At 45.8% G+C, this 24,340-nt stretch carries 20 protein-coding genes and 3 tRNA genes; 13 read left to right on the top strand and 10 right to left on the bottom strand.

Annotated features, from left to right (window positions below):
* Nucleotides 1-65 precede the first annotated feature (65 nt).
* The gene (gene pgm, locus L5M37_RS15160; protein ID WP_263201020.1) at nucleotides 66-1,718 is read left to right on the top strand and encodes a phosphoglucomutase (alpha-D-glucose-1,6-bisphosphate-dependent); all 1,653 of its coding nucleotides are present in this window, start codon (nucleotides 66-68) and stop codon (nucleotides 1,716-1,718) included.
* Nucleotides 1,719-1,830: 112 nt separating this feature from the next.
* Here pgm and msrA read toward each other — a convergent pair whose 3' ends face one another.
* The gene (gene msrA / locus L5M37_RS15155) at nucleotides 1,831-2,310 is read right to left on the bottom strand and encodes a peptide-methionine (S)-S-oxide reductase MsrA (RefSeq protein WP_028759985.1); all 480 of its coding nucleotides are present in this window, start codon (nucleotides 2,308-2,310) and stop codon (nucleotides 1,831-1,833) included.
* 330 nt (nucleotides 2,311-2,640) lie between these two features.
* On the opposite strand from msrA, the gene astE reads away from it, so the two are divergent.
* The 5 genes from astE (at nucleotide 2,641) to nadA (ending at nucleotide 8,844) form a co-directional block, all read left to right on the top strand.
* A complete protein-coding gene (gene astE / locus L5M37_RS15150) occupies nucleotides 2,641-3,675 on the top strand; it encodes a succinylglutamate desuccinylase (protein ID WP_028759984.1) in 1,035 nt (344 codons plus the stop codon).
* 162 nt (nucleotides 3,676-3,837) lie between these two features.
* Nucleotides 3,838-5,016 (top strand): thiamine pyrophosphate-dependent dehydrogenase E1 component subunit alpha, encoded by a 1,179-nt coding sequence (locus L5M37_RS15145; protein ID WP_113939702.1) that lies wholly within the window; start codon nucleotides 3,838-3,840, stop codon nucleotides 5,014-5,016.
* 3 nt (nucleotides 5,017-5,019) lie between these two features.
* The gene (locus L5M37_RS15140; RefSeq protein ID WP_028759982.1) at nucleotides 5,020-5,997 is read left to right on the top strand and encodes an alpha-ketoacid dehydrogenase subunit beta; all 978 of its coding nucleotides are present in this window, start codon (nucleotides 5,020-5,022) and stop codon (nucleotides 5,995-5,997) included.
* A 9-nt stretch (nucleotides 5,998-6,006) separates the two neighbouring features.
* On the top strand, nucleotides 6,007-7,629 hold the full coding sequence (locus L5M37_RS15135; protein WP_263201019.1) for a dihydrolipoyllysine-residue acetyltransferase: 1,623 nt from the start codon (nucleotides 6,007-6,009) through the stop codon (nucleotides 7,627-7,629).
* Between the two features lie 132 nt (nucleotides 7,630-7,761).
* Nucleotides 7,762-8,844, top strand: coding sequence for a quinolinate synthase NadA (gene nadA, locus L5M37_RS15130; protein WP_263201018.1), 1,083 nt, complete (start codon nucleotides 7,762-7,764; stop codon nucleotides 8,842-8,844).
* Nucleotides 8,845-8,991: 147 nt separating this feature from the next.
* Here nadA and gap read toward each other — a convergent pair whose 3' ends face one another.
* Together gap and L5M37_RS15120 are read right to left on the bottom strand one after the other, a co-directional pair.
* Complete coding sequence (gap, locus tag L5M37_RS15125) at nucleotides 8,992-10,002, bottom strand: type I glyceraldehyde-3-phosphate dehydrogenase (RefSeq protein WP_006081590.1); 1,011 nt, start codon at nucleotides 10,000-10,002, stop codon at nucleotides 8,992-8,994.
* A gap of 206 nt (nucleotides 10,003-10,208) precedes the next feature.
* Nucleotides 10,209-11,102, bottom strand: a complete 894-nt coding sequence (locus tag L5M37_RS15120; RefSeq protein WP_263201017.1) for a DUF2989 domain-containing protein — start codon at nucleotides 11,100-11,102, stop codon at nucleotides 10,209-10,211.
* 203 nt (nucleotides 11,103-11,305) lie between these two features.
* Between L5M37_RS15120 and L5M37_RS15115 the strand changes: the two genes are divergently transcribed.
* The 5 genes from L5M37_RS15115 (at nucleotide 11,306) to L5M37_RS15095 (ending at nucleotide 14,991) form a co-directional block, all read left to right on the top strand.
* Nucleotides 11,306-12,739: a glyceraldehyde-3-phosphate dehydrogenase gene (locus tag L5M37_RS15115; RefSeq protein WP_263201016.1), complete on the top strand. Its 1,434-nt coding sequence runs from the start codon at nucleotides 11,306-11,308 to the stop codon at nucleotides 12,737-12,739.
* A 356-nt stretch (nucleotides 12,740-13,095) separates the two neighbouring features.
* A tRNA-Gly gene (locus L5M37_RS15110) sits at nucleotides 13,096-13,171 on the top strand.
* Between the two features lie 24 nt (nucleotides 13,172-13,195).
* Nucleotides 13,196-13,269: transfer RNA gene (locus L5M37_RS15105), tRNA-Cys, on the top strand.
* Between the two features lie 49 nt (nucleotides 13,270-13,318).
* Nucleotides 13,319-13,405: transfer RNA gene (locus L5M37_RS15100), tRNA-Leu, on the top strand.
* Nucleotides 13,406-13,797: 392 nt separating this feature from the next.
* The gene (locus tag L5M37_RS15095; RefSeq protein WP_028759977.1) at nucleotides 13,798-14,991 is read left to right on the top strand and encodes an amino acid aminotransferase; all 1,194 of its coding nucleotides are present in this window, start codon (nucleotides 13,798-13,800) and stop codon (nucleotides 14,989-14,991) included.
* Between the two features lie 113 nt (nucleotides 14,992-15,104).
* Here the strand turns inward: L5M37_RS15095 and L5M37_RS15090 are convergent, their stop codons facing one another.
* On the bottom strand, nucleotides 15,105-16,025 hold the full coding sequence (locus tag L5M37_RS15090) for a YvcK family protein (RefSeq protein ID WP_263143457.1): 921 nt from the start codon (nucleotides 16,023-16,025) through the stop codon (nucleotides 15,105-15,107).
* Nucleotides 16,026-16,335: 310 nt separating this feature from the next.
* On the opposite strand from L5M37_RS15090, the gene L5M37_RS15085 reads away from it, so the two are divergent.
* Together L5M37_RS15085 and L5M37_RS15080 are read left to right on the top strand one after the other, a co-directional pair.
* Nucleotides 16,336-17,148: a glucosaminidase domain-containing protein gene (locus tag L5M37_RS15085; RefSeq protein WP_028759975.1), complete on the top strand. Its 813-nt coding sequence runs from the start codon at nucleotides 16,336-16,338 to the stop codon at nucleotides 17,146-17,148.
* A complete protein-coding gene (locus L5M37_RS15080; protein ID WP_263149188.1) occupies nucleotides 17,141-17,764 on the top strand; it encodes a DUF2987 domain-containing protein in 624 nt (207 codons plus the stop codon). The genes L5M37_RS15085 and L5M37_RS15080 overlap by 8 nt, the downstream gene beginning before the upstream one ends.
* A gap of 184 nt (nucleotides 17,765-17,948) precedes the next feature.
* Here L5M37_RS15080 and ttcA read toward each other — a convergent pair whose 3' ends face one another.
* From ttcA to L5M37_RS15050, 6 genes are all read right to left on the bottom strand, one after another.
* Nucleotides 17,949-18,917 carry a tRNA 2-thiocytidine(32) synthetase TtcA gene (gene ttcA / locus L5M37_RS15075; RefSeq protein WP_263175490.1) on the bottom strand — a complete coding sequence of 323 codons (969 nt, stop codon included), beginning with the start codon at nucleotides 18,915-18,917 and terminating at the stop codon, nucleotides 17,949-17,951.
* Nucleotides 18,918-18,995: 78 nt separating this feature from the next.
* Nucleotides 18,996-19,928: a universal stress protein UspE gene (uspE, locus tag L5M37_RS15070; protein WP_105252478.1), complete on the bottom strand. Its 933-nt coding sequence runs from the start codon at nucleotides 19,926-19,928 to the stop codon at nucleotides 18,996-18,998.
* Nucleotides 19,929-20,150: 222 nt separating this feature from the next.
* The gene (gene etrA / locus L5M37_RS15065) at nucleotides 20,151-20,903 is read right to left on the bottom strand and encodes an electron transport transcriptional regulator EtrA (RefSeq protein WP_006081599.1); all 753 of its coding nucleotides are present in this window, start codon (nucleotides 20,901-20,903) and stop codon (nucleotides 20,151-20,153) included.
* Between the two features lie 55 nt (nucleotides 20,904-20,958).
* Nucleotides 20,959-21,651, bottom strand: coding sequence for a sulfite exporter TauE/SafE family protein (locus tag L5M37_RS15060; RefSeq protein WP_219252325.1), 693 nt, complete (start codon nucleotides 21,649-21,651; stop codon nucleotides 20,959-20,961).
* Complete coding sequence (gene ccoS / locus L5M37_RS15055; protein ID WP_173244909.1) at nucleotides 21,648-21,896, bottom strand: cbb3-type cytochrome oxidase assembly protein CcoS; 249 nt, start codon at nucleotides 21,894-21,896, stop codon at nucleotides 21,648-21,650. Before ccoS ends, L5M37_RS15060 begins: the two co-directional genes overlap by 4 nt.
* A gap of 38 nt (nucleotides 21,897-21,934) precedes the next feature.
* Nucleotides 21,935-24,334, bottom strand: coding sequence for a heavy metal translocating P-type ATPase (locus L5M37_RS15050; protein WP_212601535.1), 2,400 nt, complete (start codon nucleotides 24,332-24,334; stop codon nucleotides 21,935-21,937).
* Nucleotides 24,335-24,340 lie beyond the last annotated feature (6 nt).

Raw genomic sequence — 24,340 nt, 5'->3', positions numbered from 1 at the left:
TGAGCCAAGTTAGTACGACATTTTTCTACTTTTTCTAATTGTAATTGAGTGCAGGAGAGCCATAGGTGGCAATACATCAAAGGGCAGGACAAATCGCTAATCAGACGGATCTGGTCAATATTCCAAAACTGATGAGCCATTATTACAGCATCACGCCAAATATAGATGACGTACAACAACGCGTCACCTTTGGCACTTCTGGGCACAGAGGCTGCGCCTTCAATGGCAGTTTTAACCAACAACACATTTGGGCGATTACCCAAGCTGTGGTGGACTACCGTCAATCGGCAAATATCGATGGGCCGCTGATCCTTGGGATTGACACCCATGCGTTATCCTATGCGGCCTATTTGTCGGCCATTGAAGTGCTGGCGGCAAATAAAGTCACAGTGAAAATCCAACAGAACGACGGATTTACGCCAACGCCAGTGGTTTCCCATGGGGTGATTTGCGCCAATCGCGAAGCCAATATTACGGGTGCGGCATTGTCCGATGGTTTGATCATTACGCCTTCCCATAATCCTCCTCAGGACGGTGGCATCAAGTACAATCCACCCCATGGTGGACCGGCCGAAGGTAATATCACGGCTTGGATTGAATCGCGGGCCAATGATTACTTGCGCCAAGCGTTAGCTGGCGTGCAAAAATTAGCGTATGCCAAAGCGCTGGCATCAGGCTATGTCAACGCCATTGATTTGATCACGCCCTATGTGGCTGATTTAGAAAATGTTATCGACATGCAGGCGATTGCCAACGCTAAGCTGCGTATCGGCGTTGACCCGCTCGGTGGTTCAGGGATTTTCTATTGGGCACCGATTGCCGCGCGTTATGGGCTCGATATCACCTTAGTCAATGATAAGGTTGATCCAAGCTTTAGCTTTATGCCGCTGGATAAAGACGGCAAAATCCGCATGGATTGCTCATCTCCCTACGCGATGGCCGGGTTACTCGCCCATAAAGAATCCTTTGATTTATGCCTTGGTAATGATCCCGATTATGACCGTCACGGCATAGTTTGCCCTGGTACGGGTTTGATGGATCCGAATCATTATCTTGCGGTCGCTATTGATTATTTACTGACACACAGACCAGATTGGAGCGATACCTTAGCCATAGGTAAAACCTTAGTATCGAGTGCGCTTATCGATAAAATCTGTGCTTTCCACGGCAAAACGTTACTCGAAGTGCCAGTGGGCTTTAAGTGGTTTGTCGACGGTTTAGCCGAAGCCACAATCGCCTTTGGCGGTGAAGAGAGTGCTGGCGCGGCATTTTTACGCCGTGATGGCTCTACTTGGTGTACGGATAAAGACGGTTTTATTCTAGGGTTACTTGCGGCAGAAATTCTTGCGGTGACAGGTAAAACCCCAGGTCAGCGTCACCAAGAGTTAGTAAAACAATTTGGCCAAAGTTTCTATAAGCGTATCGATAGCCCAATCAGCCTTGAAAACAAAGCCAAGTTTGCTTTGCTCAATGCCGATACCTTAAATGCCACTGTGCTTGCAGGTGAGACAATCGAAAACGTGTTAACCCATGCGCCAGGCAATAATGCGGCAATTGGCGGCATCAAAGTTACCACAGCTAATGGGTGGTTTGCGGCACGTCCATCGGGCACTGAAGCGTTATTTAAAATCTACGGCGAAAGTTTTATCAGTGAGCAGCATTTAGCTGAAATCATCAAAGATGCGCAGGCATTAATTGATAAGGCGCTAAACGCTTAATGCAGCAGTAGGTTTATAAAGTATCAAAAACAAACGCACTCAGATTTGAGTGCGTTTTTGTTTGTGTCTAATTCAGCTGTGAGTAGTTGATCTCATGCTGATTTGACCGTATTTAGTACTCGATATGACAACTCGGTAAGTTATTCTTATCGATGTAATTTTGATGATATTCCTCAGCCACATGGAACTGTTGAAGTGGCACTATTTCAGTGACGATATGGCGTAATCCCCAACGGCCCGAGCGGGCAAAAGCTAACTTTGAGGCTTCTGCGGCCGCTTTTTGCTCACGGTCGTGGAAGAAAATGGTGCTGCGATATTGAGTGCCAATATCTCCGCCTTGCATGTTCAGACTCGTTGGATTGTGGTTTTTCCAAAATACATCGAGCAAGTCTTCATAACTAACAAGGGCGGGATCGAATTCCACTTGCACCACTTCGGCATGGCCCGTTTTGCCTTTTTTGACTTCTTCATAGGTTGTCGCCGCATTATTGCCGCCCATATAGCCGCAGGTGGCATTCGATACGCCGTTCACTTGTCTAAAAAAATACTCTACGCCCCAGAAACAGCCGGCACCAAAGGTTGCTAACGCCATAATTAAATCCAATAGAAGTCTAGATGGCTAAGGATTGTGATAAAACTTGAGTGCAAAAGCAAGCCTCAAGCTGGAATATTTATCATGGGAAATTCTTAGGGAATGTCCTAAGAATTTAACAATCAGCTTAGTTGAATGTCATTCCGCTTAAAACTGGGTCCTACGGCAATAAATGTCTGAGAACAGCACTAAAAACATGTGTTAGTATTGAAGCCGTTTTTTAGGTGCGAGTGAGACTAACCGCGGTGAGATAAATGCTTAAGTGGTTATTACTGCCTGTACTTATGCTACTGCGCCAATACTGTTACACATCATTATAAGGAGAATTCTGTGTTACAAGCTCTGTTAGATTCAAAGGATTTTTTAGCGCTCACCTTAGCCCATCCTGAACAGTTCGATGGCGAATTTTCATTTAACTTAGGCGATCATACTCAAGTGGAAGTGTGGGATACCGGTGTTATTGTTTTCGAACCAATACAGAATGAAGGAAAAGATATTGTGCTTTCCTGCGGTGTTCACGGTAACGAGACCGCGCCCATTGAACTCTGCAATAGCTTAATTAAACAACTTCTACAGCAAAAGATCATCGCAAAGCAGCGCACTTTATTTCTCATTGGTAACCCATTAGCGATTAATAACGGCACGCGGATTATTGACGAAAACATGAATCGTCTATTTAGTGGTGAGCATTCCAATCCACCAGGGTTAGTGAACCCTGAGCGAGTACGCGCGAAAAAACTCGAAGCCTATGTCGATCGTTTTTATACTGCGGTTGCCGATGGACGTCAGCGCATCCATTATGATTTGCACACGGCGATGCGCGCCTCGAAGCATGAAAAGTTCGCTATCTATCCCTATCGTCCAGGGCGCGCATTTAGCGGCGAGCAAATTATGTTTTTAGCCGCAAGCGGCGTCGATACAGTACTTTTCCACCACGAACCGACCACGACCTTCAGCTATTTTTCCTCTGAACGTTACGGCGCTGATGCCTTTACTATTGAGCTTGGCAAAGTGTATCCCATGGGGCAGAACGACATGACGCGTTTTATCGCCACCCATGAAATGTTCATGCGCTTGATCACCGCTAAGCCGTTGGAGCTGGATGCATTTGATGCCGATAAGGTTAACTTGTACCAAGTGTGCCGCGTCATCAATAAACATTTCGATGATTTTGAATTTACCTTCGCAACTGATGTCGAAAACTTCAGATCTTTCCCGAAGGGCTTTGTTTTAGCGCGGGAAGGTGGGCAAGAAATTAAAGTGGAACATGAGTTTGAGTCTGTCGTGTTCCCTAATGCCAAAGTGCCTATTGGCAATCGCACTGTGATTTGCCTGATCCCTGCGGTGAATGCGGACGTGCGTTAGGCTTGTAAAGCAATATATACATGCGTGGCAGGGATAACTTGTGGTTTGAGCTATGCCAATGGTTGATAGGTAGTTTACGTTAACGTAATGTTCGTCGGGCATATTCGTATAAACAGACGCATCAAAACGCTTTGATGCGTAATGAGATAACAAGAGCACAATATGAGCAAAGCAACACTCAACACTGATACAGTGCACCGTGTCGGCTTCTTGGATAAGGCATCGCTACACATTCCTATCCTTCGAATTCTACAAGCCGACGGAACCACTTATGAAACCGCGGTTTTGCCTGTGATAGATGAAACCTTAGCCACTAAAATTTACGATACCTGTGTATTCACTCGGGTACTTGATGAACGTATGCTTGGCGCCCAGCGTCAAGGGCGCATCAGCTTCTACATGACCTGTACGGGTGAAGAAGCGGCGATTGTCGGCAGTGTGGCCGCACTCGATCAAGAAGATGTGATCCTCGCACAATATCGTGAGCATGCGGCGCTGCGTTATCGCGGCTTTACCACTGAACAGTTTATGAATCAGATGTTCAGTAACGAGAAAGATCTTGGTAAAGGTCGCCAAATGCCAATCCATTACGGCAGTGCGGCATTGCATTATCAAACGATTTCGTCACCGTTAGCCACGCAAATCCCGCAGGCGACTGGTGTGGGCTACAGCTTAAAAATGCAAGGTAAGCGCAAAGTCGCGGTTTGTTATTTTGGCGAAGGCGCTGCATCGGAAGGGGATTTTCATGCTGGCCTAAACATGGCCGCGGTACTGAAATGCCCAGTGATTTTCTTCTGTCGTAACAATGGCTACGCGATTTCTACCCCCACTGAAGAGCAGTTTGCTGGAAACGGTATTGCCAGCCGCGGTGTGGGTTATGGCATGCACACCATTCGTGTAGACGGCAATGACATGTTGGCCGTGTTAGCGGCAACCCAGCAAGCCCGTGCCTATGCGATTGAGCATAATGCGCCTGTGCTGATTGAAGCCATGACTTACCGTCTCGGCGCACACTCTTCTTCAGACGATCCCTCAGGTTATCGCTCGAAAGATGAAGAAGCCAAGTGGCAGCAACACGATCCGGTTAAACGCTTCAAATTATGGCTTATCAACAAAGGTTGGTTGGCTGAAGCGGATGATGTGAAACTGCATGAAAAATATCGTGAAGAAGTATTGGCTGCGGTAAAAGTGGCTGAAAAAATTCCTGTGCCTATGCTGGATGAAATTATTGAAGATGTGTACGACAAGCCGACGCCAGTGCTGAAAAAGCAACTCGCCGAGCTTAAAGAACATATCAAGAAATATCCGCAAGCCTATCCAAAAAGTGCAGGGAGACTATAAGCCGTGGCTGAAATGAATATGTTACAGGCCGTCAATGAGGCCTTGTCGATTGCCATGCAAGCCGATGAACGCATGGTGGTTTTTGGTGAAGATGTGGGCCACTTTGGCGGGGTATTTCGCGCCACCTCCGGTCTTCAAGAAAAATTCGGTCGCGCTCGCTGCTTTAATACGCCGCTGACAGAGCAAGGTATTGCCGGTTTTGCCAATGGTTTAGCCTCAAATGGCATGACCGCCGTGGCTGAAATTCAATTCGCCGATTATATCTTTCCGGCGTTTGATCAAATCGTCAACGAGTCTGCTAAGTTCCGTTACCGTAGCGGTAATGAGTTCGATGTCGGTGGATTAGTGTTCCGTACGCCCTATGGAGGCGGCATAGCGGGCGGCCATTATCACTCGCAATCACCTGAAGCCTATTTTACCCAGACGCCGGGGTTAAAAGTGGTGGTGCCACGCAACCCTGAGCAAGCCAAAGGACTGCTGTTGGCGTCAATCCGTGACAAAAATCCGGTGATCTTCTTTGAGCCTAAGCGTTTATATCGTGCATCGGTTGGCGAAGTGCCAGCGGGCGATTATGAAATTGAACTGGGCAAGGCTGAAGTGGTTCGCGAAGGTAAAGACATCACCTTAGTGGCGTGGGGCGCGCAAATGGAAATCCTTGAAAAAGCCGCCGACATGGCTGCTAAAGAAGGGATCTCCTGTGAAGTTATCGATTTACGCACCTTGTCACCCTGGGATATCGATACTGTTGCCGATTCAGTCAAAAAGACCGGACGTTTACTGGTCAACCATGAAGCGCCATTAACCGGTGGCTTTGCTGGTGAGATAGCGGCGACGATTCAGCAAGAATGCTTCTTGTATCTAGAGTCGCCCATCAGTCGCGTTTGTGGTTTAGATACCCCGTACCCACTCATTCATGAAAAAGAATACATGCCAGATGCATTCAAAACGTTTGAAGCCATCAAAGCATCAGTGACCTTCTAGGAGTCCGGTATGATTAAAGATTTTATTTTGCCGGATATTGGCGAAGGTGTTGTGGAGTGTGAGTTGGTTGAATGGCTTGTCAAAGAAGGCGACACTGTCGTTGAAGATCAGCCGATTGCCGATGTCATGACAGACAAAGCCTTAGTGCAAATCCCTGCGCCTTTTGCGGGCGTGGTCACTAAGTTGTATTACGCGAAGGGCGATATTGCGAAAGTGCATGCGCCGCTTTATGCCGTACAAATTGAAGATGCCGTTGAAATCGCGGGCGAAGAATCTGTTGCGGCTGCAGCTGCGACAATCGCAAAAGCTGCTGAGCCAGTGGCAGTCACGAACGCGACCACGTCATCCAGTTCGTCTGTCAGCATTGAAGAATTCTTGCTACCAGATATCGGCGAAGGCATAGTTGAATGTGAGCTAGTCGAATGGTTGGTGAGTGAAGGTGATTGGGTTGAGGAAGATCAACCGATTGCCGACGTGATGACAGATAAAGCGCTGGTGCAAATTCCTGCCATTAAAGCGGGTAAAATTGCCAAACTGCATTATCGCAAAGGTCAGCTAGCTAAAGTACATGCGCCTTTATTTGCCATTGAAGTTGAACAGGCGGCTTTTGCACCTGCGGCAACAACAAATACAGATACTGTGGCCAATGCGGCACCTGCAGCGCAGGCTGTGAGTGCAGAGCCTGCTCGCCAAGGTAAAGCCTTAGCCAGCCCCGCAGTTCGCCGTATGGCGCGTTCCTTAGATATCGATTTGAGCCGAGTACCTGGCACAGGAAAGCACGGCCGTGTGTATAAGGAAGACATCACTCGCTTCCAACAAGGCGCGAGCAATGTTTCTGCTCCAAGTGTGGCTCAGGTAAAAGAGGCGTCAGTTCAAGCGACTCAAGCATCTCAAACCCAAGTCTCAACATCTACAGTAACGCAACGCGCTGACACGGTTGAGCCTATCCGCGGCGTAAAAGCTGTGATGGCACGCATGATGGTGGAATCTGTGTCGAGCATTCCGCACTTTACCTATTGTGAAGAGTTTGATTTAACAGACTTAGTTGCACTGCGTGAAAGCATGAAAGTGAAGTATTCGTCAGATGAAGTGAAGCTGACCATGATGCCTTTCTTCATGAAGTCGATGTCGCTCGCGTTAAGTCAGTTCCCTGTGATGAACAGTCAAGTGAATGCGGATTGCACTGAACTGACTTACAAGGCGCGTCACAATATCGGCATGGCGGTGGATTCTAAAGTCGGTCTCTTGGTGCCCAACATCAAAGATGTGCAGGATAAGAGCATTTTAGAAGTGGCGGCAGAAATCACCCGCCTGACCCAAGCTGCCCGCAGCGGCCGCGTGGCGCCAGCGGATCTGAAAGACGGCACGATTTCCATCTCTAACATTGGCGCCTTAGGTGGCACAGTGGCGACGCCTATTATCAACAAACCTGAGGTGGCGATTGTGGCCTTAGGTAAGTTGCAAACCCTACCGCGCTTTAACGCGAAAGGGGAAGTCGAAGCTCGCCAAATCATGCAAGTGAGCTGGTCAGGTGACCATAGAGTGATCGATGGAGGTACGATTGCTCGCTTCTGTAATCTGTGGAAACAGTATCTTGAGCAGCCTCAAGAGATGTTATTAGCGATGCGCTAAGCCACTGGCACGAATAACTGACACTAAAAGGACGCTAAAAGCGTCCTTTTTTATTTGCTTTGCACAAATGGGTTAATCTTTTGATCCCGATTACGTATAATTCCCGAACGTAGTTATCCTGATGGATGTGTTATGAGTCAGTTAGCCCCCAGCCCATTTGCTCCAACAATAGAAACCATTGATTACCCGTTTCCGCCTAAACCAGTGCCTTTGTCCGATGCGCAAAAAGCCGATTACAAGGCGCGTATCAAACAACTGCTCATTGAAAAAGATGCCGTTCTGGTTGCCCACTATTATACCGATCCTGAAATCCAAGCCCTTGCCGAAGAGACTGGCGGCTGCGTTTCAGACTCCTTAGAAATGGCGCGCTTTGGCCGCGATCACCCAGCAAAAACCTTAATCGTTGCTGGGGTCAAGTTTATGGGCGAAACCGCCAAGATTTTAAGCCCAGAAAAAACCATTTTAATGCCGACCTTAGAAGCCACTTGTTCATTGGACTTAGGTTGCCCAATCGATAAGTTCAGCGCTTTCTGCGACGCGCACCCAGATCATACTGTGGTGGTTTACGCCAATACTTCGGCTGCGGTTAAAGCGCGCGCCGATTGGGTGGTGACCTCAAGCATTGCCCTTGAAATCGTTGAGCACTTAGACAGCGAAGGCAAAAAGATCATTTGGGGACCTGATCGTCATTTAGGCAGCTATATTGCCAAGCAGACGGGCGCCGACATGTTGATGTGGCAGGGCGATTGTATTGTTCACGACGAATTTAAATCGAACGCGTTGCGCGATATGAAAAGCGTTTACCCAGATGCGGCTATTCTTGTGCATCCTGAGTCGCCAGCCAGTGTGGTGGCGATGGCCGATGCAGTTGGCTCGACCAGTCAACTGATTAAAGCAGCACAGACCATGACAAATGAGCGTTTTATCGTGGCAACCGATCGCGGCATTTTTTATAAAATGCAGCAGGCGGCGCTAGGTAAAATTTTAATTGAAGCGCCAACGGGCGGAAATGGCGCAACCTGTAAGAGCTGTGCCCACTGTCCTTGGATGGCGATGAACGGTTTGCAGGCCATTGAAGCGTCACTCGCCGACAGCGATAAAACCACCCATGAGATTTTTGTGGATGAAGACTTAAGAGTTAAAGCGCTGATCCCGCTGACGCGCATGCTTGATTTTGCCAAGACACTGAATATGAAAGTGAAGGGTAATGCCTAAGCCCATTATTTAGCTTTTCTTCAGCCTAATAAAAATCCCTACCATAGCGTGGGGATTTTTTATGTCTGTTGTTTCATCAAATTTAAGACAATAAAAAGCCCCGCAAATGCGAGGCTTAATTGAGTAACGCGGAATCTAGTGACTAGATTACTTTGCGTTCATCAGTGCAACCGCGTTATCTAACATACGGTTACTGAATCCCCACTCGTTATCATACCAAGACATCACTTTCACTAAACGACCGTTTACACGGGTTTGAGTGGCGTCAAAGTTCGAAGAAAACGCATTGTGGTTAAAGTCGATAGACACCAATGGCTCTTTGTTTACCGCTAACACTTCGCTCAATGGCGCAACGCTGGCAGCACGTTCAATAATGGCATTCACTTCTTCAACTGTAGTGTCACGGGCAGCGATGAAAGATAAATCCACGAGTGATACGTTAACTGTAGGTACACGAACCGCTAAACCGTCGAACTTACCTTGTAATTCAGGTACAACCAAACCTACAGCAGCAGCTGCGCCAGTTTTAGTTGGGATCATTGACAGTGCCGCAGCACGGGCACGACGTAAATCTGTATGGTACACGTCAGATAAACGTTGATCGTTGGTATAAGCGTGAATGGTGGTCATCAGGCCTGATTCGATACCAATCTCGTCATTTAACGGCTTAGCAAAAGGGGCTAAACAGTTTGTTGTACAAGAAGCATTTGAAATCACTGTCATGTCTGAGGTCAGCACGTTGTTGTTCACACCGTAAACAACTGTGGCATCCACATTTTTACCTGGAGCAGAAATAATCACTTTCTTCGCGCCAGCGGTTAAATGTGGTTGAACGGTTTCTTTAGAAGTGAAGATACCGGTACATTCGAAAACCACGTCAACTTGCAACTCAGCCCATGGCAGTTTTGCAGGATCACGTTCTTGGAAAGTGAGGATCTTATCGCCATTCACATAAATAGCTTCGGCATCATGGTCAACCTTGGCATTGAAACGACCGTGAACAGAATCGTATTTTGTCAGGTGGGCGTTGATTGAAGCGTCGCCTAAATCATTAATAGCGACAATCTTGATTGGATAAGCTTTTTCGCTTTCGTACAAGGCGCGTAATACGTTTCTACCGATACGGCCATAGCCATTTATTGCTACACGGATAGTCATCTCATATCCCTCTGGTGATTATAAAATTCAACTGGTAGTAAAATTACCAAACTGACAGCTATCGTCAAGTTAAATCGGCATTTTACCGCTGTCTTGATTAACAAATTAGGTATTTTTTTTACATCGGTCGCGAAATCGCCATTTTTTACGCGTTAATTGGGTAAAAAATTACAAGATGGCAAACATTTTGCCATCAGTTGCTTAGTTTACTTTTCGACAGGCGCAGACGGCACAGCTTCGGTTTCAGTTGGCGCTTGGGCAATCGCCTGAGGATCAAGCCATTGTCTTATTGGATTCATAGAATAAGTGCCCTTTTTTAGCGCATCGATAAGGGCTTGGGCTTTTAAATCGAGTTCAGTTGCCAACGTCTTATTGCCACCGAGCAAGGCTAGCATTTTTTCTTCAGAATACTTCTGCTGCGTAAGTAGTAAATTTGCTTTCGTCAGCATATAGGATTTATCTAAAACTTGTTGCTGGCGATAGGCAGATGCGAGCCCAAGTAACCAGTTAACGTCGAAATCATCGTAATGGATCTCCGCAAAGACTTTAAGATAGAGTTGTTGCGCTTTGATGGCATTTCGATTGCTGTAATAGGTTGCGACTTGGGCAAGTAGAAAGGGGTCAGTCACTACGCCGGCGTTTTCCTGTTCTAATAATCTATTTAACGCTGCGGTATCGCCAAAGCGAGTCCATTGGTAATAGGACATAAAAGGGTCTTGCCGTTCACGGGTTTGATCTTGTAGTAAACTTAAATTTTGAGTGCTTAGTCTAAAGGCTCTGGCTCTATCTGCTGTGCGATTGGTGTGGATGATATGCTGAACGCCAGAGGCGAGTTCAATGCAACGGCTGTAATCCTCAAGGTAGGTTAATTGTGAGTAGAGCTGCTTACCTGTGAGGTTTTCGTTGTCTTTTAACTTGTAGCGGTTTTGGATAAGTTTGGTCTTTTCAGTCAAACACCAGCTATCCTTATGCAAATCGGCACAAATTTCAGGATTATTTTTACAAATTGCTGAGATATTTCGGTCATTATCACAACCGAAAAGACCGAAAAAGCTCATCCCTAAGGTAAATGATGTAATTATTACTAGATTTTGTCTCAAAACACTCTCCAAACGATAATTTTTCTAATAAAATTACAGATTTACAGAAAATATCTTACTGGCAACAAAGCGCGACTTTCATTACAATGGCGCCGACCAAAACAGGGTTTTCCCTAAAACCCGCATTAGATTATTGGTCTTTTCGTCATGTTACTCAAACCTTTCAGTACATTTTATTGAAAAGTGAGATAAAGGATCTGTAAATGAGCGCTGATAAACACCTACAAAGTTGGCAAGAACGTTTTGAAATGGCAGAGGCGATGCAGCCTTTGTTAGGCAAGTTGTACCGTAACCAAGGCGTTGAAGTCGTGGTCTACGGCAAGCCGTTACTCAATGCTTCTACGATTGAAATCATTAAAGCGCACCGTTTAGTTCGTCGTCATGTCGGTGAAAAATTACGTTTACGCGAGAGTTTCCCCTTCGTTCAAGCTTTGAGCAAACTCGCAGTTAAACAATGTAAAGTGGATATTGGTAAACTCGCTGTCAATTACTGGCGAGACCATACTGATGTCAGCGAAATTGAAAGCTATATGGCAAAAGAATTGGCCGATGCTATCGACCATGCCGATGATGTCGCGCCGCGTGACGTCGTGCTTTATGGTTTTGGCCGTATCGGTCGCTTATTGGCACGCTTGCTGATTGAACGCACAGGTCGCAGCAATAAGTTAAGGTTACGCGCTATCGTTTTACGTGGCGGTAAGAAAGGCGATTTAGAAAAACGCGCGAGTTTACTGCGTCGTGACTCAGTTCATGGTCCTTTCAATGGCTCTGTTGAAGTTGACGAAGAGAACAACGCCATCATAGCCAACGGCACTTATATCCAAGTGATCTATGCTAATTCACCCGACGAAGTGGATTACACTAAATACGACATCAATGATGCATTGGTTGTTGATAATACAGGTATTTGGAAAGATGAAGCGGGTCTTGGTTTACACCTTAAGAGCCCAGGTGCCAGCAAAGTATTACTGACGGCTCCTGCAAAAGGCGCGATTAAGAATATCGTTTACGGTGTGAACGAAGGCGATATTACCCCAGAAGACATTATCGTTTCAGCGGCGAGTTGTACCACCAATGCTATTACGCCAGTACTGAAAGCTGTGAATGATAAATATGGTATCGAGAATGGTCACGTTGAAACGATTCATTCTTATACCAACGATCAAAACCTGATTGATAACTATCATACCGCTGACCGTCGTGGCCGTAGTGCACCATTAAATATGGTGATCACTGAAACGGGTGCAGCAAAAGCGGTTGCTAAAGCTTTACCTGCATTAGCTGGTAAGTTAACTGGTAACGCGATTCGTGTGCCGACGCCTAACGTCTCTATGGCGATCATCAGCATGAACCTGAATGCTGAGACCAGTAAAGATGAGCTTAACGAGTATCTGAAAGATACGGCGCTACAATCACCACTGCAAAATCAAATTGACTACACAGACTCTACTGAGATTGTATCGAGCGATTTAGTGGGTTCTCGCTACGCGGGTGTGGTTGATTCACAAGCGACTATTGCAGAAGGCAAGCGTGCCATTCTTTATGTATGGTATGACAACGAATTTGGTTACAGTTGCCAAGTGGTTGGCGTAATGCAAACTATGTTAGGTTTAACGACGCTATCTCTACCTGCGTAAATTGCCCATGTAGGTTTTGCTCGAGTGATTAATGACTTTGCCTAACCTTTGAATAAAGCGCCCAATAGGGCGCTTTTGTTTTTCTATACTTCTTGACTCGACTCCATAATTCACCATCATCCCCTGTTTATCTGCCGCGTTTAATTAGCGGTAGCATCAGTATCGGTAAAAAGCCTAAATTGATGAATGAAACATCAACTTTACTGAGGTGTGGCGGTTTATTGGGCAAACGATACGGCTTAGATCATTTTTTAAAAATTGTTGATTGACTCTGAGGTCTAAATCGGTAGAATGCTTTTCCGCAGTCAGGGGAAAGCATGCTGAGCATGAGTTCAAATGATTAAGCGCAATGATAGGCGACATTAGCTCAGTTGGTAGAGCGATACCTTGCCAAGGTATAGGTCATCGGTTCGAACCCGATATGTCGCTCCAAATTTTAATAAATTTGGCAGTTTGGGCGCGATGGCAGAATGGCTATGCTGCGGATTGCAAATCCGTCGATCTCGGTTCGACTCCGGGTCGCGCCTCCATAGATTAAAGTATTAATGACACGATTCCCGTCGTTAATATAAAGAGTTTGCCCGAGTGGTGGAATCGGTAGACACAAGGGATTTAAAATCCCTCGCTGGTAACAGCGTGCCAGTTCAAGTCTGGCCTCGGGTACCAAAAAACAGAAAAGCCCTGACTGATGTCAGGGCTTTTTTGCTTTATAACTTCTACACCCACATTTCATGATTCTTAATCTAGTATCACTACAGCTATAGATTGGTTAGGCCCAAGCCCACTATTTTACTCATTCAGTATTGCGACTTCTGACCTGTTTCTTTTCTACAATACAAAACTGAGTGATTTTGTGATCTAGATGTTGTAAATCGCTTTATTTAAGTAATGTCACTATTTGGCTAATAATTGCGTAATAAAATGTACTTTTTATTGTTGAATCGACAATAGTGTAATAATTTCCCTAAGAAGGGACTTAAGTCGCTATTACCCCCTTAAAGACAGTGGTATAAATAAGCCGAAATTTCCCCTACACGCGCATATTAGGATACGTAGTCATGATTTTCTCTCAAGTATTACTCGCACCCGCTGATCCAATTCTTGGTTTAACCGATACCTTTAAAGCTGATCCGCGTCAGGATAAAGTTAATCTTGGTGTTGGCATTTATAAGGATGAGGCAGGACAGACTCCCGTTCTGGCTTCAGTGAAAAAAGCCGAGGCCATTTTACTTGAGCAAGAGAAGACCAAAAACTACTTAGGCATTGAAGGCGTTCAAGCTTATAACCGTGTAGTACAAACCTTGTTGTTCGGCGAAGGCAGTGCATTAATTTCTTCTGGCCGTGCTGCCACAGCGCAAGCTCCAGGTGGTACAGGAGCACTGCGTATTGCTGCTGAGTTTTTACTGCGTAATACCGATTCGCACACGATTTGGGTGAGTAATCCAACATGGGCCAACCATCAGAATATTTTTGAAACGGCAGGCCTAACGGTTAAAGAGTACGGTTATTACAAAGCAGAAGCCCATGACATCGATTTCGATACCATGATGACTGATTTATCTAACGCGAATGCGGGTGATGTCGTGCTGCTACACGGTTGCTGCCATAACCCAACGGGTATCGATTTAACGTTGGCGCAATGGGAACTTGTTGCTCAATTGTGTGCTGATAAGAAACTCGTGCCACTGTTTGACTTTGCTTATCAAGGTTTTGGTGCTGGCATTGAAGAAGATGCGGCAGGTCTGCGTTTAGTCGCGTCTAAAGTGTCTGAGTTACTGGTCGCTAACTCTTTCTCTAAAAACTTTGGTCTATACAACGAGCGTATTGGCGCCGTAACTGTGGTGGCTGAAGATGCTGATGCTGCCGTACGTGCTTTTAGCCAAGTGAAACGTACCATACGTGCCAACTATTCTAATCCGCCAGCCCACGGCGCACTGATCGTCAGCACGATATTAAATGATGCAGCTCTGAAAGCCATGTGGGTGCAGGAAGTCAAAGAGATGCGTGAACGTATCGCCGAAATGCGTACTCTGTTTGTTGATAGCTTAAAGGCTGAAGGCGTGACTCAGGACTTCAGTTTTATTTCTCGCCAAAATGGCATGTTCAGTTTCTCAGGTTTAAACAAAGCCCAAGTGGCACGTTTGAAAGACGAGTTTGGTGTCTATATTGTCGGCTCTGGACGCATTAGCGTTGCAGGCATGACTAAGACGAATATGCCTGTTATCTGTAAAGCCATAGCACAAGTGTTGTAATGGTTATAGCAGCCCTATAGACAGACTAAAGGGACATTCCTTTTAGCTTTACAATATAAAGGACAGCATTTGCTGTCCTTTATTATTTCGATTGAATGATTAACAGGTCAGAGCTAGCAGGCAAGCGGTTGTTGAGTGAGATCATTGATCCGCAGCAGGGCGCTTAATGCATCTAATAAATTAGCTTGATCATGTAGATTGGGATTATGGCGGTTCTTCAACGGAAAATAGTTGATCAGTGGCCCTAAACGCGTTTGTTCACCGTGGCGAAGTACTTTGTGAATAATGGGTTTGCCAATCACTTGGTGACACCAAGCGATACGTTGCTCAATGCTAAACCGACCTGCGGGTGAGGCCTCTTCGGCAAGGTTATCGATAAAGATCACCTGTGCTTTAGTAGCGGCGAGGCTTTTCGCGAACTTAGGTAACAGCAGCGGCGGCATGATACTGGTTAAGAAACTCCCAGGGCCTAGGATAACTAAATCTGCGTGCCTCACGGCCTCACAGGCTTCAAAGGTGGCATCGACCTGTGGCTCAAGGCAGAGCGCGATAGGCGCTTCATCCATACTGTCGACATTGATCTCCCCAAAGACTTTACTGCCACAGGCTTGCAGGGCCACTAAGTGAGTGGGCTGCTCTGACATGGGAATAAGTTGGGTTTCTATCTTAAGTAAGTTACGGATGAGATTAACCGCTTCTAATGGACGAACGCAGAGTTGATCAAGAGCCAGTAAAATTAAATTACCTAAATTATGGCCACTGAGTTCAGTGGCACCTTGGAAACGATATTCGAACAATTGCGAGCCAACGGAAGGACGATTAGCTAAATGGGATAAGCAGTTACGTAAATCTCCCCAAGCAATACAGTCTTGCTCGGCTCTCAGTCGACCAGTAGAACCACCATTATCAGTGGTGGCGACAATCCCTGTAAGGCGGTTGCCTAAAAAATCGAGCGAGGATAATACTCGGCCTAAACCATGGCCTCCGCCGATGGCGACGACACGTTCAAATTGATTTAACATCAAATGCTGCATCTGGGTTTTTCCTTCCTGAATACCCGAAAATTTAATGTCATAGCCATCCATTGTCGCTATAAGCGGGATGACTCATGAACCGTTGTGCAATGGTGATAACGCTAAGGAACCTTAGTATAAATACTCAGTCAAATGCTTGCATCTATAAACGACGGCGTAATAGCAAGCTCGACTCGATAATGGTGCCTCAGGCGTAATATTGTACCTGAGTTCGTGAACATGATGATGGGCAAATTTCGTGAAATCTGACAAATAGCTTATAATCCGGCCTTTATTTGCCCAATAAGGGCGTTACACCTAAGGTGAATGATTGAAAACGGGTAGAATCGGTTCGTTTACATTGGCATTAGCCATGGTCATAGTGGCGATTTTTGCATTACGAGTTTGGATCATTCCTCACTCGAATGACTCATCCGCTATTGCGCCCCAATTCGTCAGCGATGTCGATCCTGTTACGCAAGTCCCTGACTTTTCAGCGATCAGCGACATTACCGAAAAGAAGAAAGCTTTTTTTGATTTCCTGCGGCCGATTGTTCAGCAACAGAATGCCATTATCTTGATGGAGCGTGGCTTTATCAATGAGATGCTTGCCTTAGTCGATAATGGTAAGAGTTTATCTGATACTGAATTAGCGCAGATCAATGCGTTATTTGATAAATACCAATATGCGGCGCGTAACGTAGATGCTAAGTCATTAGCAAGCTTACTTAAACGTGTCGATATCGTGCCGGAATCTATGGTGTTAATTCAAGCCGCGAATGAATCGGGTTGGGGGAGTTCACGTTTTGCCAGAGAAGGTTTTAACTTTTTTGGTGAATGGTGTTTTACTTCTGGCTGCGGCATAGTGCCGTCCTCACGTGGTTCGGGTAAAAGTCATGAGGTGAAAGTGTTTTCATCGGTCGATGAATCGGTTTCATCCTATATGCGTAATTTAAATTCTAATACTGCCTATGCGTTATTTCGCTCTATTCGAGCTGATTTACGTTCACAGGAGCTAGAGCCAACAGCGGATCAATTGATTTACGGTTTAGTGAATTATTCTGAAAGACAAGAAGCTTATATTGATGAGCTGCTTGATATGTTACGTCATAATGAAAAATATTTGGTGAATGTCGATGTATAAAAAACTGTTGTTTAGTAGCCTGTTTTTGTTGGCAACTAGCGCCGCCGCAGAAACTGTATCCCTTGAATATAAAGGCTTTTATGATAGGTTAAAACAAGTCAATAAAGGCGGTTATCAACTCGTGGAAGTGGCTTTTAGTGTTCCAATGCAAAAGAATTGTTTGATCCAAAGTGGTTCTATTTCCAGTGAAAAAACCTCAACGCCACTGACGTATACTGATGCACAGCGGTTATTCATTCCCTTAGATGATGATTTAAAAGATCAGCGAGCCTTGGTTAATCTGAATTTCGCTGGCAGCGCTGAGGGATGTGGTATTGCAATGCAAGTTAGAGCAAAACAGACATTAGCCGAGTACGATAAAACGCGCTTACAACAAATCATGACTGAGATGGACACGCTGCTCGGTGCTATGCAAGGCTTCCCGATGCGTTATTTTAGGGAATCCATTACTGGCTTAAACTTTGAATTCTCACCTGAACAAGAAGTCTATGTACGCCTTAATGGTCGAGAAGAAGCGATAAAAGGCAGTTATAAATTAGCCGCTAATGAGCTTGAAAGCATCACCACGCTAAGCTTCAGTGCCCAGCCATTAGTCTTGAGTCCTTGGGTGAAGTAATCATTTTGTATTTTTTGAATAGGCGTCTTGAGATAAGCGATTCACAAGCGCTGGCTCAAAGATAAACTTATTCTGTAACCATAAAAATGCCCACATTAAGTGGGCATTTTGTTGTGCTAATTTATCTTGCTTACTTTCGTTGCGTTAACTTCTCTTACTGATTAGGCGCTAAATTCAGTCTAAGTTAGACTTCGTAAGTGTTAACAATATCAATGCGTTTTGCTGCATCCAAATCGATACGACCGCTATTGGCTATATCAAGAAAATCGAATGCAGGTAGATTGGCTTCAGCAACATCACCACGCATAGGCGCATCAGGGTCACGTGTTAGAGACACAAAGTCGAATTGCTCACGGTCAACACCCTGTGATGGTGCGGTGTTTTGCATGGCGGTGAATATTGTTTCAATGCGTCCTGGGTATTGTTTATCCCATTGATTTAGCATGTCTTTGATTGCGGCGCGCTTTAAGTTTTCCTGTGAGCCACACAAGTTGCATGGAATGATTGGAAATTCTTTTAAACTGGCATATTCTTCGAGATCTTTCTCGCGACAATAGGCTAGGGGACGTATGACGATATTAGCGCCATCATCCGACAGCAGCTTTGGCGGCATTGCTTTCATCTTACCGCCAAAGAACATATTTAAGAACAAGGTCTCGATAATGTCATCCCTGTGATGGCCTAGGGCGATTTTAGTGGCGCCGATACGCTGAGCAAAGCCATAAAGCGTGCCGCGGCGCAGGCGAGAGCACAAGGAGCAGGTGGTTTTACCTTCAGGGATTTTGTCTTTCACTATCGAGTAAGTATCTTTCTCGAGGATGTGATAAGGCACATTGAGCTTATCGAGATAGGCAGGCAATACATGTTCAGGGAAGCCCGGTTGCTTCTGATCTAAATTAACCGCAATGATTTCAAACTGAATGGGCGCGCGTTGCTGCAGATTCATCAAAATATCGAGCATGGCGTAGCTGTCTTTACCGCCACTGAGGCAGCACATGATCTTATCGCCATCTTCAATCATATTGTAATCGGCAATCGCGCTGCCCACTTCACGACGAAGCCGCTTCTGTAATTTATTCAGACGGGTAGTTTGTTTTTTTGATAATTCTTCCGGCATAGGATTTACCGTAACTTCAGATATAGCTTCAAGCATAAAAAAGCGCCCAGTAACACAGTTTCAGGGCGCGTATTATTCCAGCTATCTTTGGCGGGGTAAAGAGCCGCGTATTGCTTAGGCTTCTTCTAACGGTGATTTATAACCGTCGGGCTTTATAGCCAATAAATCGCAGTTGATGCTATCGATAACATGTTCAGCGGTATTGCCTATCAGTGCTGCTGAAAATCCGGTACGACCAACAGTCCCTAGGATCACCAATTCAGCATCAAGTTTTTCAGCCAGCTCAGGGATCACATCCTCTGGTAAACCTTCTTTTACATGGCAATGACTTGGATTAATATCATAAGCGCCCGCAAGATAACTCACGCGCTGCTCATGCTGCATGCGAATGGTTTCGTTGTATGACTGGGCATCAAAGTCAGGAAGCTCGATGGCTAAGTTAACTGGCGTGCCGGGATAACCATTAACTAAATGTACTTCAGCAGAGAACTTTTTCGCCAAATCTTTTGCATGCTCAATAATTTTACCGTTAAGCATTTGATGATCGGTATCTTCGGTTGCCACATTCACAGCACAGAGGATTTTGCCCGCGGCTGGCCAGTCATGGGCTTTCACCATCAACACTGGCACAGGGGCTTTACGCATTAAATGCCAATCAGTTGGAGTGAAGATCACCGCCTTGAGTTTGTCGTGGGCATGGGTGCCTTTAACAATCAAATCATATTGCCCTGAAATAGCATGATTAATAATGCTTTCAAAGGGGCGATTATGCCAAATGACTTGAGTATCGATATTGAGTTGCAGATGAGTATAAGCGGCGAGTAAGTCTTGGATCCAGGCGAGCCGTTGATCTATGACACCTTGACGCATGGCTTCGCGTTCTTGATTCGACAGAATCGAAGTCATTTCGTAAGAGAAGTCGAAGATAGAAAGAAACACAGTGACTTGAGCGTTGCATTTACTGGCCAAGGCGACCGCTCGTGCAAGGGCAACTTGATTCTCAGTGGTAGGGTCAACCACAACCAGTATTTTTTGATAATCCTTCATGTTTGGTTCCTTTAGTCATAGGCTCAATATCATCATGAGCCTTTGGCAGTGAGCTGTATTGTTCTAGATCAAACTCATTTGAAATTGATTAAAACTCGCTTAAAAATCATGCCTTAATCTGCATGACATGTCTAGCAAGCACAGCTTTTACCATTAAACTGTTATGCTATTGGCGACAATTATTTAGGCTTGACCTCTCACGGTTAATGCTCTTGCGATTGACTATCTCGCGATGCGAGAATTACCCGCTAACAGATTTAGCTCTTGCGAGTCGAGGATAGTGATGTACTTACCCTTAACCTCAATCAAGCCTGACTTTTGGAAGCGTCCAAGTAAGCGGCTGATGGTCTCAACGGTTAAACCGAGATAATTACCAATGTCACCGCGGGTCATGGTTAAGCGGAATTCTTTGGGTGAGAAGCCACGGCTGCCGAAACGATTTGCTAAATTGCTGATAAACGCTGCTAGACGTTCTTCGGCATTTTTCTTACTGAGCAGCAGGATCATTTCTTGATCGCTCATGATCTCATTACTCATTAGACGCATGATCTGCTGACGTAACTTAGGCATAGTGCCCGAAAGTTCATCGAGGATATTAAAGGGGATTTCACAAACCATAGAGGTTTCGAGGGCCTGTGCAAAACTCTGGTGCAACTGAGCGTGAATACCATCAAAACCAATCACATCACCCGCGAGATGGAAGCCCGTTATCTGCTCATCACCTTGCTCGGTAATAGTGTAACTTTTGATGGTGCCAGAGCGGATCGCAAACAGGGATTTCAACGCGTCACCTGACTTAAAAATTTGCTCGCCTTTCTGGATTGGCTTTTTACGCTCAATAATATCATCGAGCTGATCTAGCTCACTTGCATTGAGGGTAAAAGGAATACAAAGGGTACCCATACTGCAATCGTGACAATGGATTGTGCATCCGCTAGCGGCAGGACGACGATTCTTATTTTGTTCAATTGTCATGTTGATTCTCAAGTTTATCCACTGTAACCATGTTAAACCAATTCACTCACTTGGGCTAGTTTAGCTGCGCGAGTGCGATATATAAAGTTTGACCACCAAAGGCAATTAACAGTAAGCCGCTCAATAGTCTAACGGTTTTCTTTTGTACCCATGCAGCAAGGCGTTTTGCCGCCACGCCAGCGCTTAATAGGGCGGGTAAAGTACCCAAGCCAAAGGCTAACATAATTAAGGCGCCTTGGCTGGCAGAGCCAGATGCAACCGACCAAGTTAAGGTGCTATAGACGAGGCCGCAGGGGAGCCAGCCCCAAATGAATCCCGCCATGACTGCTTGGCTCGGATTCTTGATTGGAACAAGGCGCTGCGCTAGCGGTTTTAAATATTGCCATAGCCATTGACCTACACGCTCAATTTGCACTATTCCAACCCAAATTTTAGCGATGTAAAGTCCTGTTGCGATCATCGTCAGTCCGGCAATCATGCGCAGGACAATCAGATAAATATCCAGTTCAAATAAGTGACCAAGACCTGCCGACGATGCGCCTACTAAGCCGCCCGCTAAGGTGTAACTTAAAATACGGCCTAAATTGTAACTCAGTAAATATTTAAGCTGATGGGCCAGCTGGTTACCTATTTTAGGATGAGGGATTTGGGCGGAAAACGCGCCCACTAAACCGCCACACATACCAAAACAATGTGCCGCTCCCATCAAGCCGACGAGAAAGGCACCGGTGACATTGTACTCAATCACAAAGGCATGCCTTTTTGCTGATTTTTAATCGCTTGCTGCGCTGCAATATCATCATGTTCTGCTGTTGACTGAATGGCGGGGGTGGGTAGATGGCCTGGTTTATCAGTATTTTCATCAAACAATATAGAAACACTTTGACGGTCAAGATCGTCAAATTGCTCAGATTTCACTGCCCAGAAAAATACCATTACCGCAATGGCGACGAAGATCATGGCAATGGGGATAAGCACATAAATAATTTCCATAATGACCTCTTAGTATCTGGTTAAACGTTTTATTATGATCACACTTTTACCCGTAATAATCTCAGGCTATTACCGACCACAATCAAAGAACTCGCCGACATGCCAATCGCGGCAATATAAGGTGCCACATGACCAGTGACAGCTAAAGGCAAGATAAGGGCGTTGTAACCCAGCGCCCACGCTAAATTTTGTTTAATAATTTGCGTGGTCAGTTTAGCGACCGCGACAGCTTGGGTGAAACGGGATAGATGATCGCCCAGTAAAATCAAATCGGCACTGTTTTTGGCAATCGCACTGCCACTGCCCATGGCGACCGACAAATCAGCCCCCGCAAGTACAGGCGCATCATTGATGCCATCGCCAAACATCGCCACGCGAGTATGCTGTTGTAATTTCGTTACTAGGGCAAGTTTACCCGCGGGCGTTAATCCGCTGTGCACATCTTCAATTCCCAGCTCTTTGGCCAGTTGATGCACATGTCCCGAGCTATCGCCGCTGGCGATACTAATACGACAACCTTGTTGCTTTAATATTTCAATCGTGGCCTTACTGTCTTGACGAATATTGTCTTGGATCTCAAAACTTGCAAGCACTTCAAGCTGCTCATTGGCTGAGCGTGCTAACCAAATCTTTTGGGTTGGGTCCTGAGTATCGACACGTGCACCAGTAAATACAGCATTACCAATTAAATATTCAGTCCCCTCGATACGGCCTCGAACACCAAAGCCGACTTCATGGTGAACTTGTTCTGCGACCAAGGTATTATCGGCAAATAGGGCAAATGCAGCCGCAATCGGATGACGAGAGCCCGTTTCCAGCGCTGCGGCAATAGCTAAGGCCTGCGTCTTTGTTAAATCGGCCATGCACTGCGTTTGCCCGATAGAGAGGGTACCACAGGTGAGGGTGCCAGTTTTATCAAAGACCACATGCTTAATCTGCGGCAGTTTTTCAAATACGCCGGCTTTGCGGGTAATGATCCCAAGACGGGTAAAAATGGCGGTTGCACAGGTGACGGCGGTCGGTGTCGCTAGCGCTAAGGCACAAGGACAAGTCGCGACCAGAACCGATAGCGTTACCCAAAAGGCATCCTCTGGGGAAATCTGTTGCCAAACCAAATAGGTGATCGTCGCGATTGTTAGAATCGTACCCGAGAAATAGCGGGATAATTTATCGGCTAATAGGGCTATCGCAGGTTTTGTATTGGATGCCAGTTCCTGCAGTCGAATAATTTCAGCCACGAGTTGGTCTTGCCCCAATGCGGTAACTTTAACTTTTATCGGTTGGTCGACGTTGATAGTACCAGCGTACACTTGCTGATCTTGCTGTTTTTCAATGGGCATTTGCTCACCTGTGAGCATAGCTTCATTGATATTTGTGTGGCCTTCAATCACCACACCATCGGCCGCAACCATTTCCCCTGGTTTCACAAGGATCACATCATTGAGGCGTAACTTTTTGGCCGGAATTTCTTCTTGACCATTTTCGGTGACTAAGTGTGCAGTGAGCGGCACCAATTTATGTAAATTACTGGAGCTGACCGAGGCCTTTTGTCTTGCCTTTTGCTCGAAGTAACGCCCAAGTAACAAAAAGAAAGTAAACATGGATACGGATTCAAAATACACTTCGCCTGTGCCATTCACTGTGGCAAAACAGCTTGCGGTATAGGCACCTCCAATGGCAATCGAAACTGACACATCCATATTGAGTTTGCCGCTGAGCAGGGTACGAATGGCGCTAAAATAGAAGGGTTGCGCCGAATAAAGCACCACAGGCGTGGCAAAAATCATGCTAACCCAGCGGAAATAGTCCCGATACTGCACGTCTAAATCGGTGAAGTAGCCAGTATAAAGGGCGAGGGCGAACATCATAACTTGCATAGTCGCAAAGCCAGCTAAGCCTAAACGCAGTAAAAATTTGCGACTATTGAGTTTATTGTTGAGCTCTTGTTCGTCAACTTGGTAGGGCGCGGCTTGATAGCCGATACGACTAATTTGTCCGAGAATATCGCTAAGTTTTACCTTGCGTTTATCCCAACTGATCATGGCGCGTTGGGTGGTTGAGTTGACTAGCACTTGGCTCACGCCCGCAAGTTGTTTGACTTTGTGTTCAATTAACCAAGCACAGGCGGCACAGGTGATACCATCGATGGAGAGTGACACGGATTCGACATTGTCCTCAGAATGCACAAAGTCTTGCTGCACTTCGGGCAAGTCATAGGCGCTAAATTGCGTTAATGCTTCGGGGACCAGGGCATTCTGTTTACTGCCAGGCTCAGTGCGGAACTTGTAATAACTGAGTAATCCCGCATCGACAATCGCTTGAGAAACCGCCTGGCAGCCAGGGCAACACATCAGTTCATCACGGTCATTAATGCGAGTCACAAACTGCTGGCCCGTCAGAACGGGCTCTTGGCAGTGAAAACAACTTGGATACGTCATAGCGCT

Source organism: Shewanella sp. SM69 (genome assembly GCF_025653985.1).
Taxonomy (GTDB): Bacteria; Pseudomonadota; Gammaproteobacteria; order Enterobacterales; family Shewanellaceae; genus Shewanella; species Shewanella oncorhynchi.
This window is presented reverse-complemented; position numbering and strand designations above follow the sequence as displayed.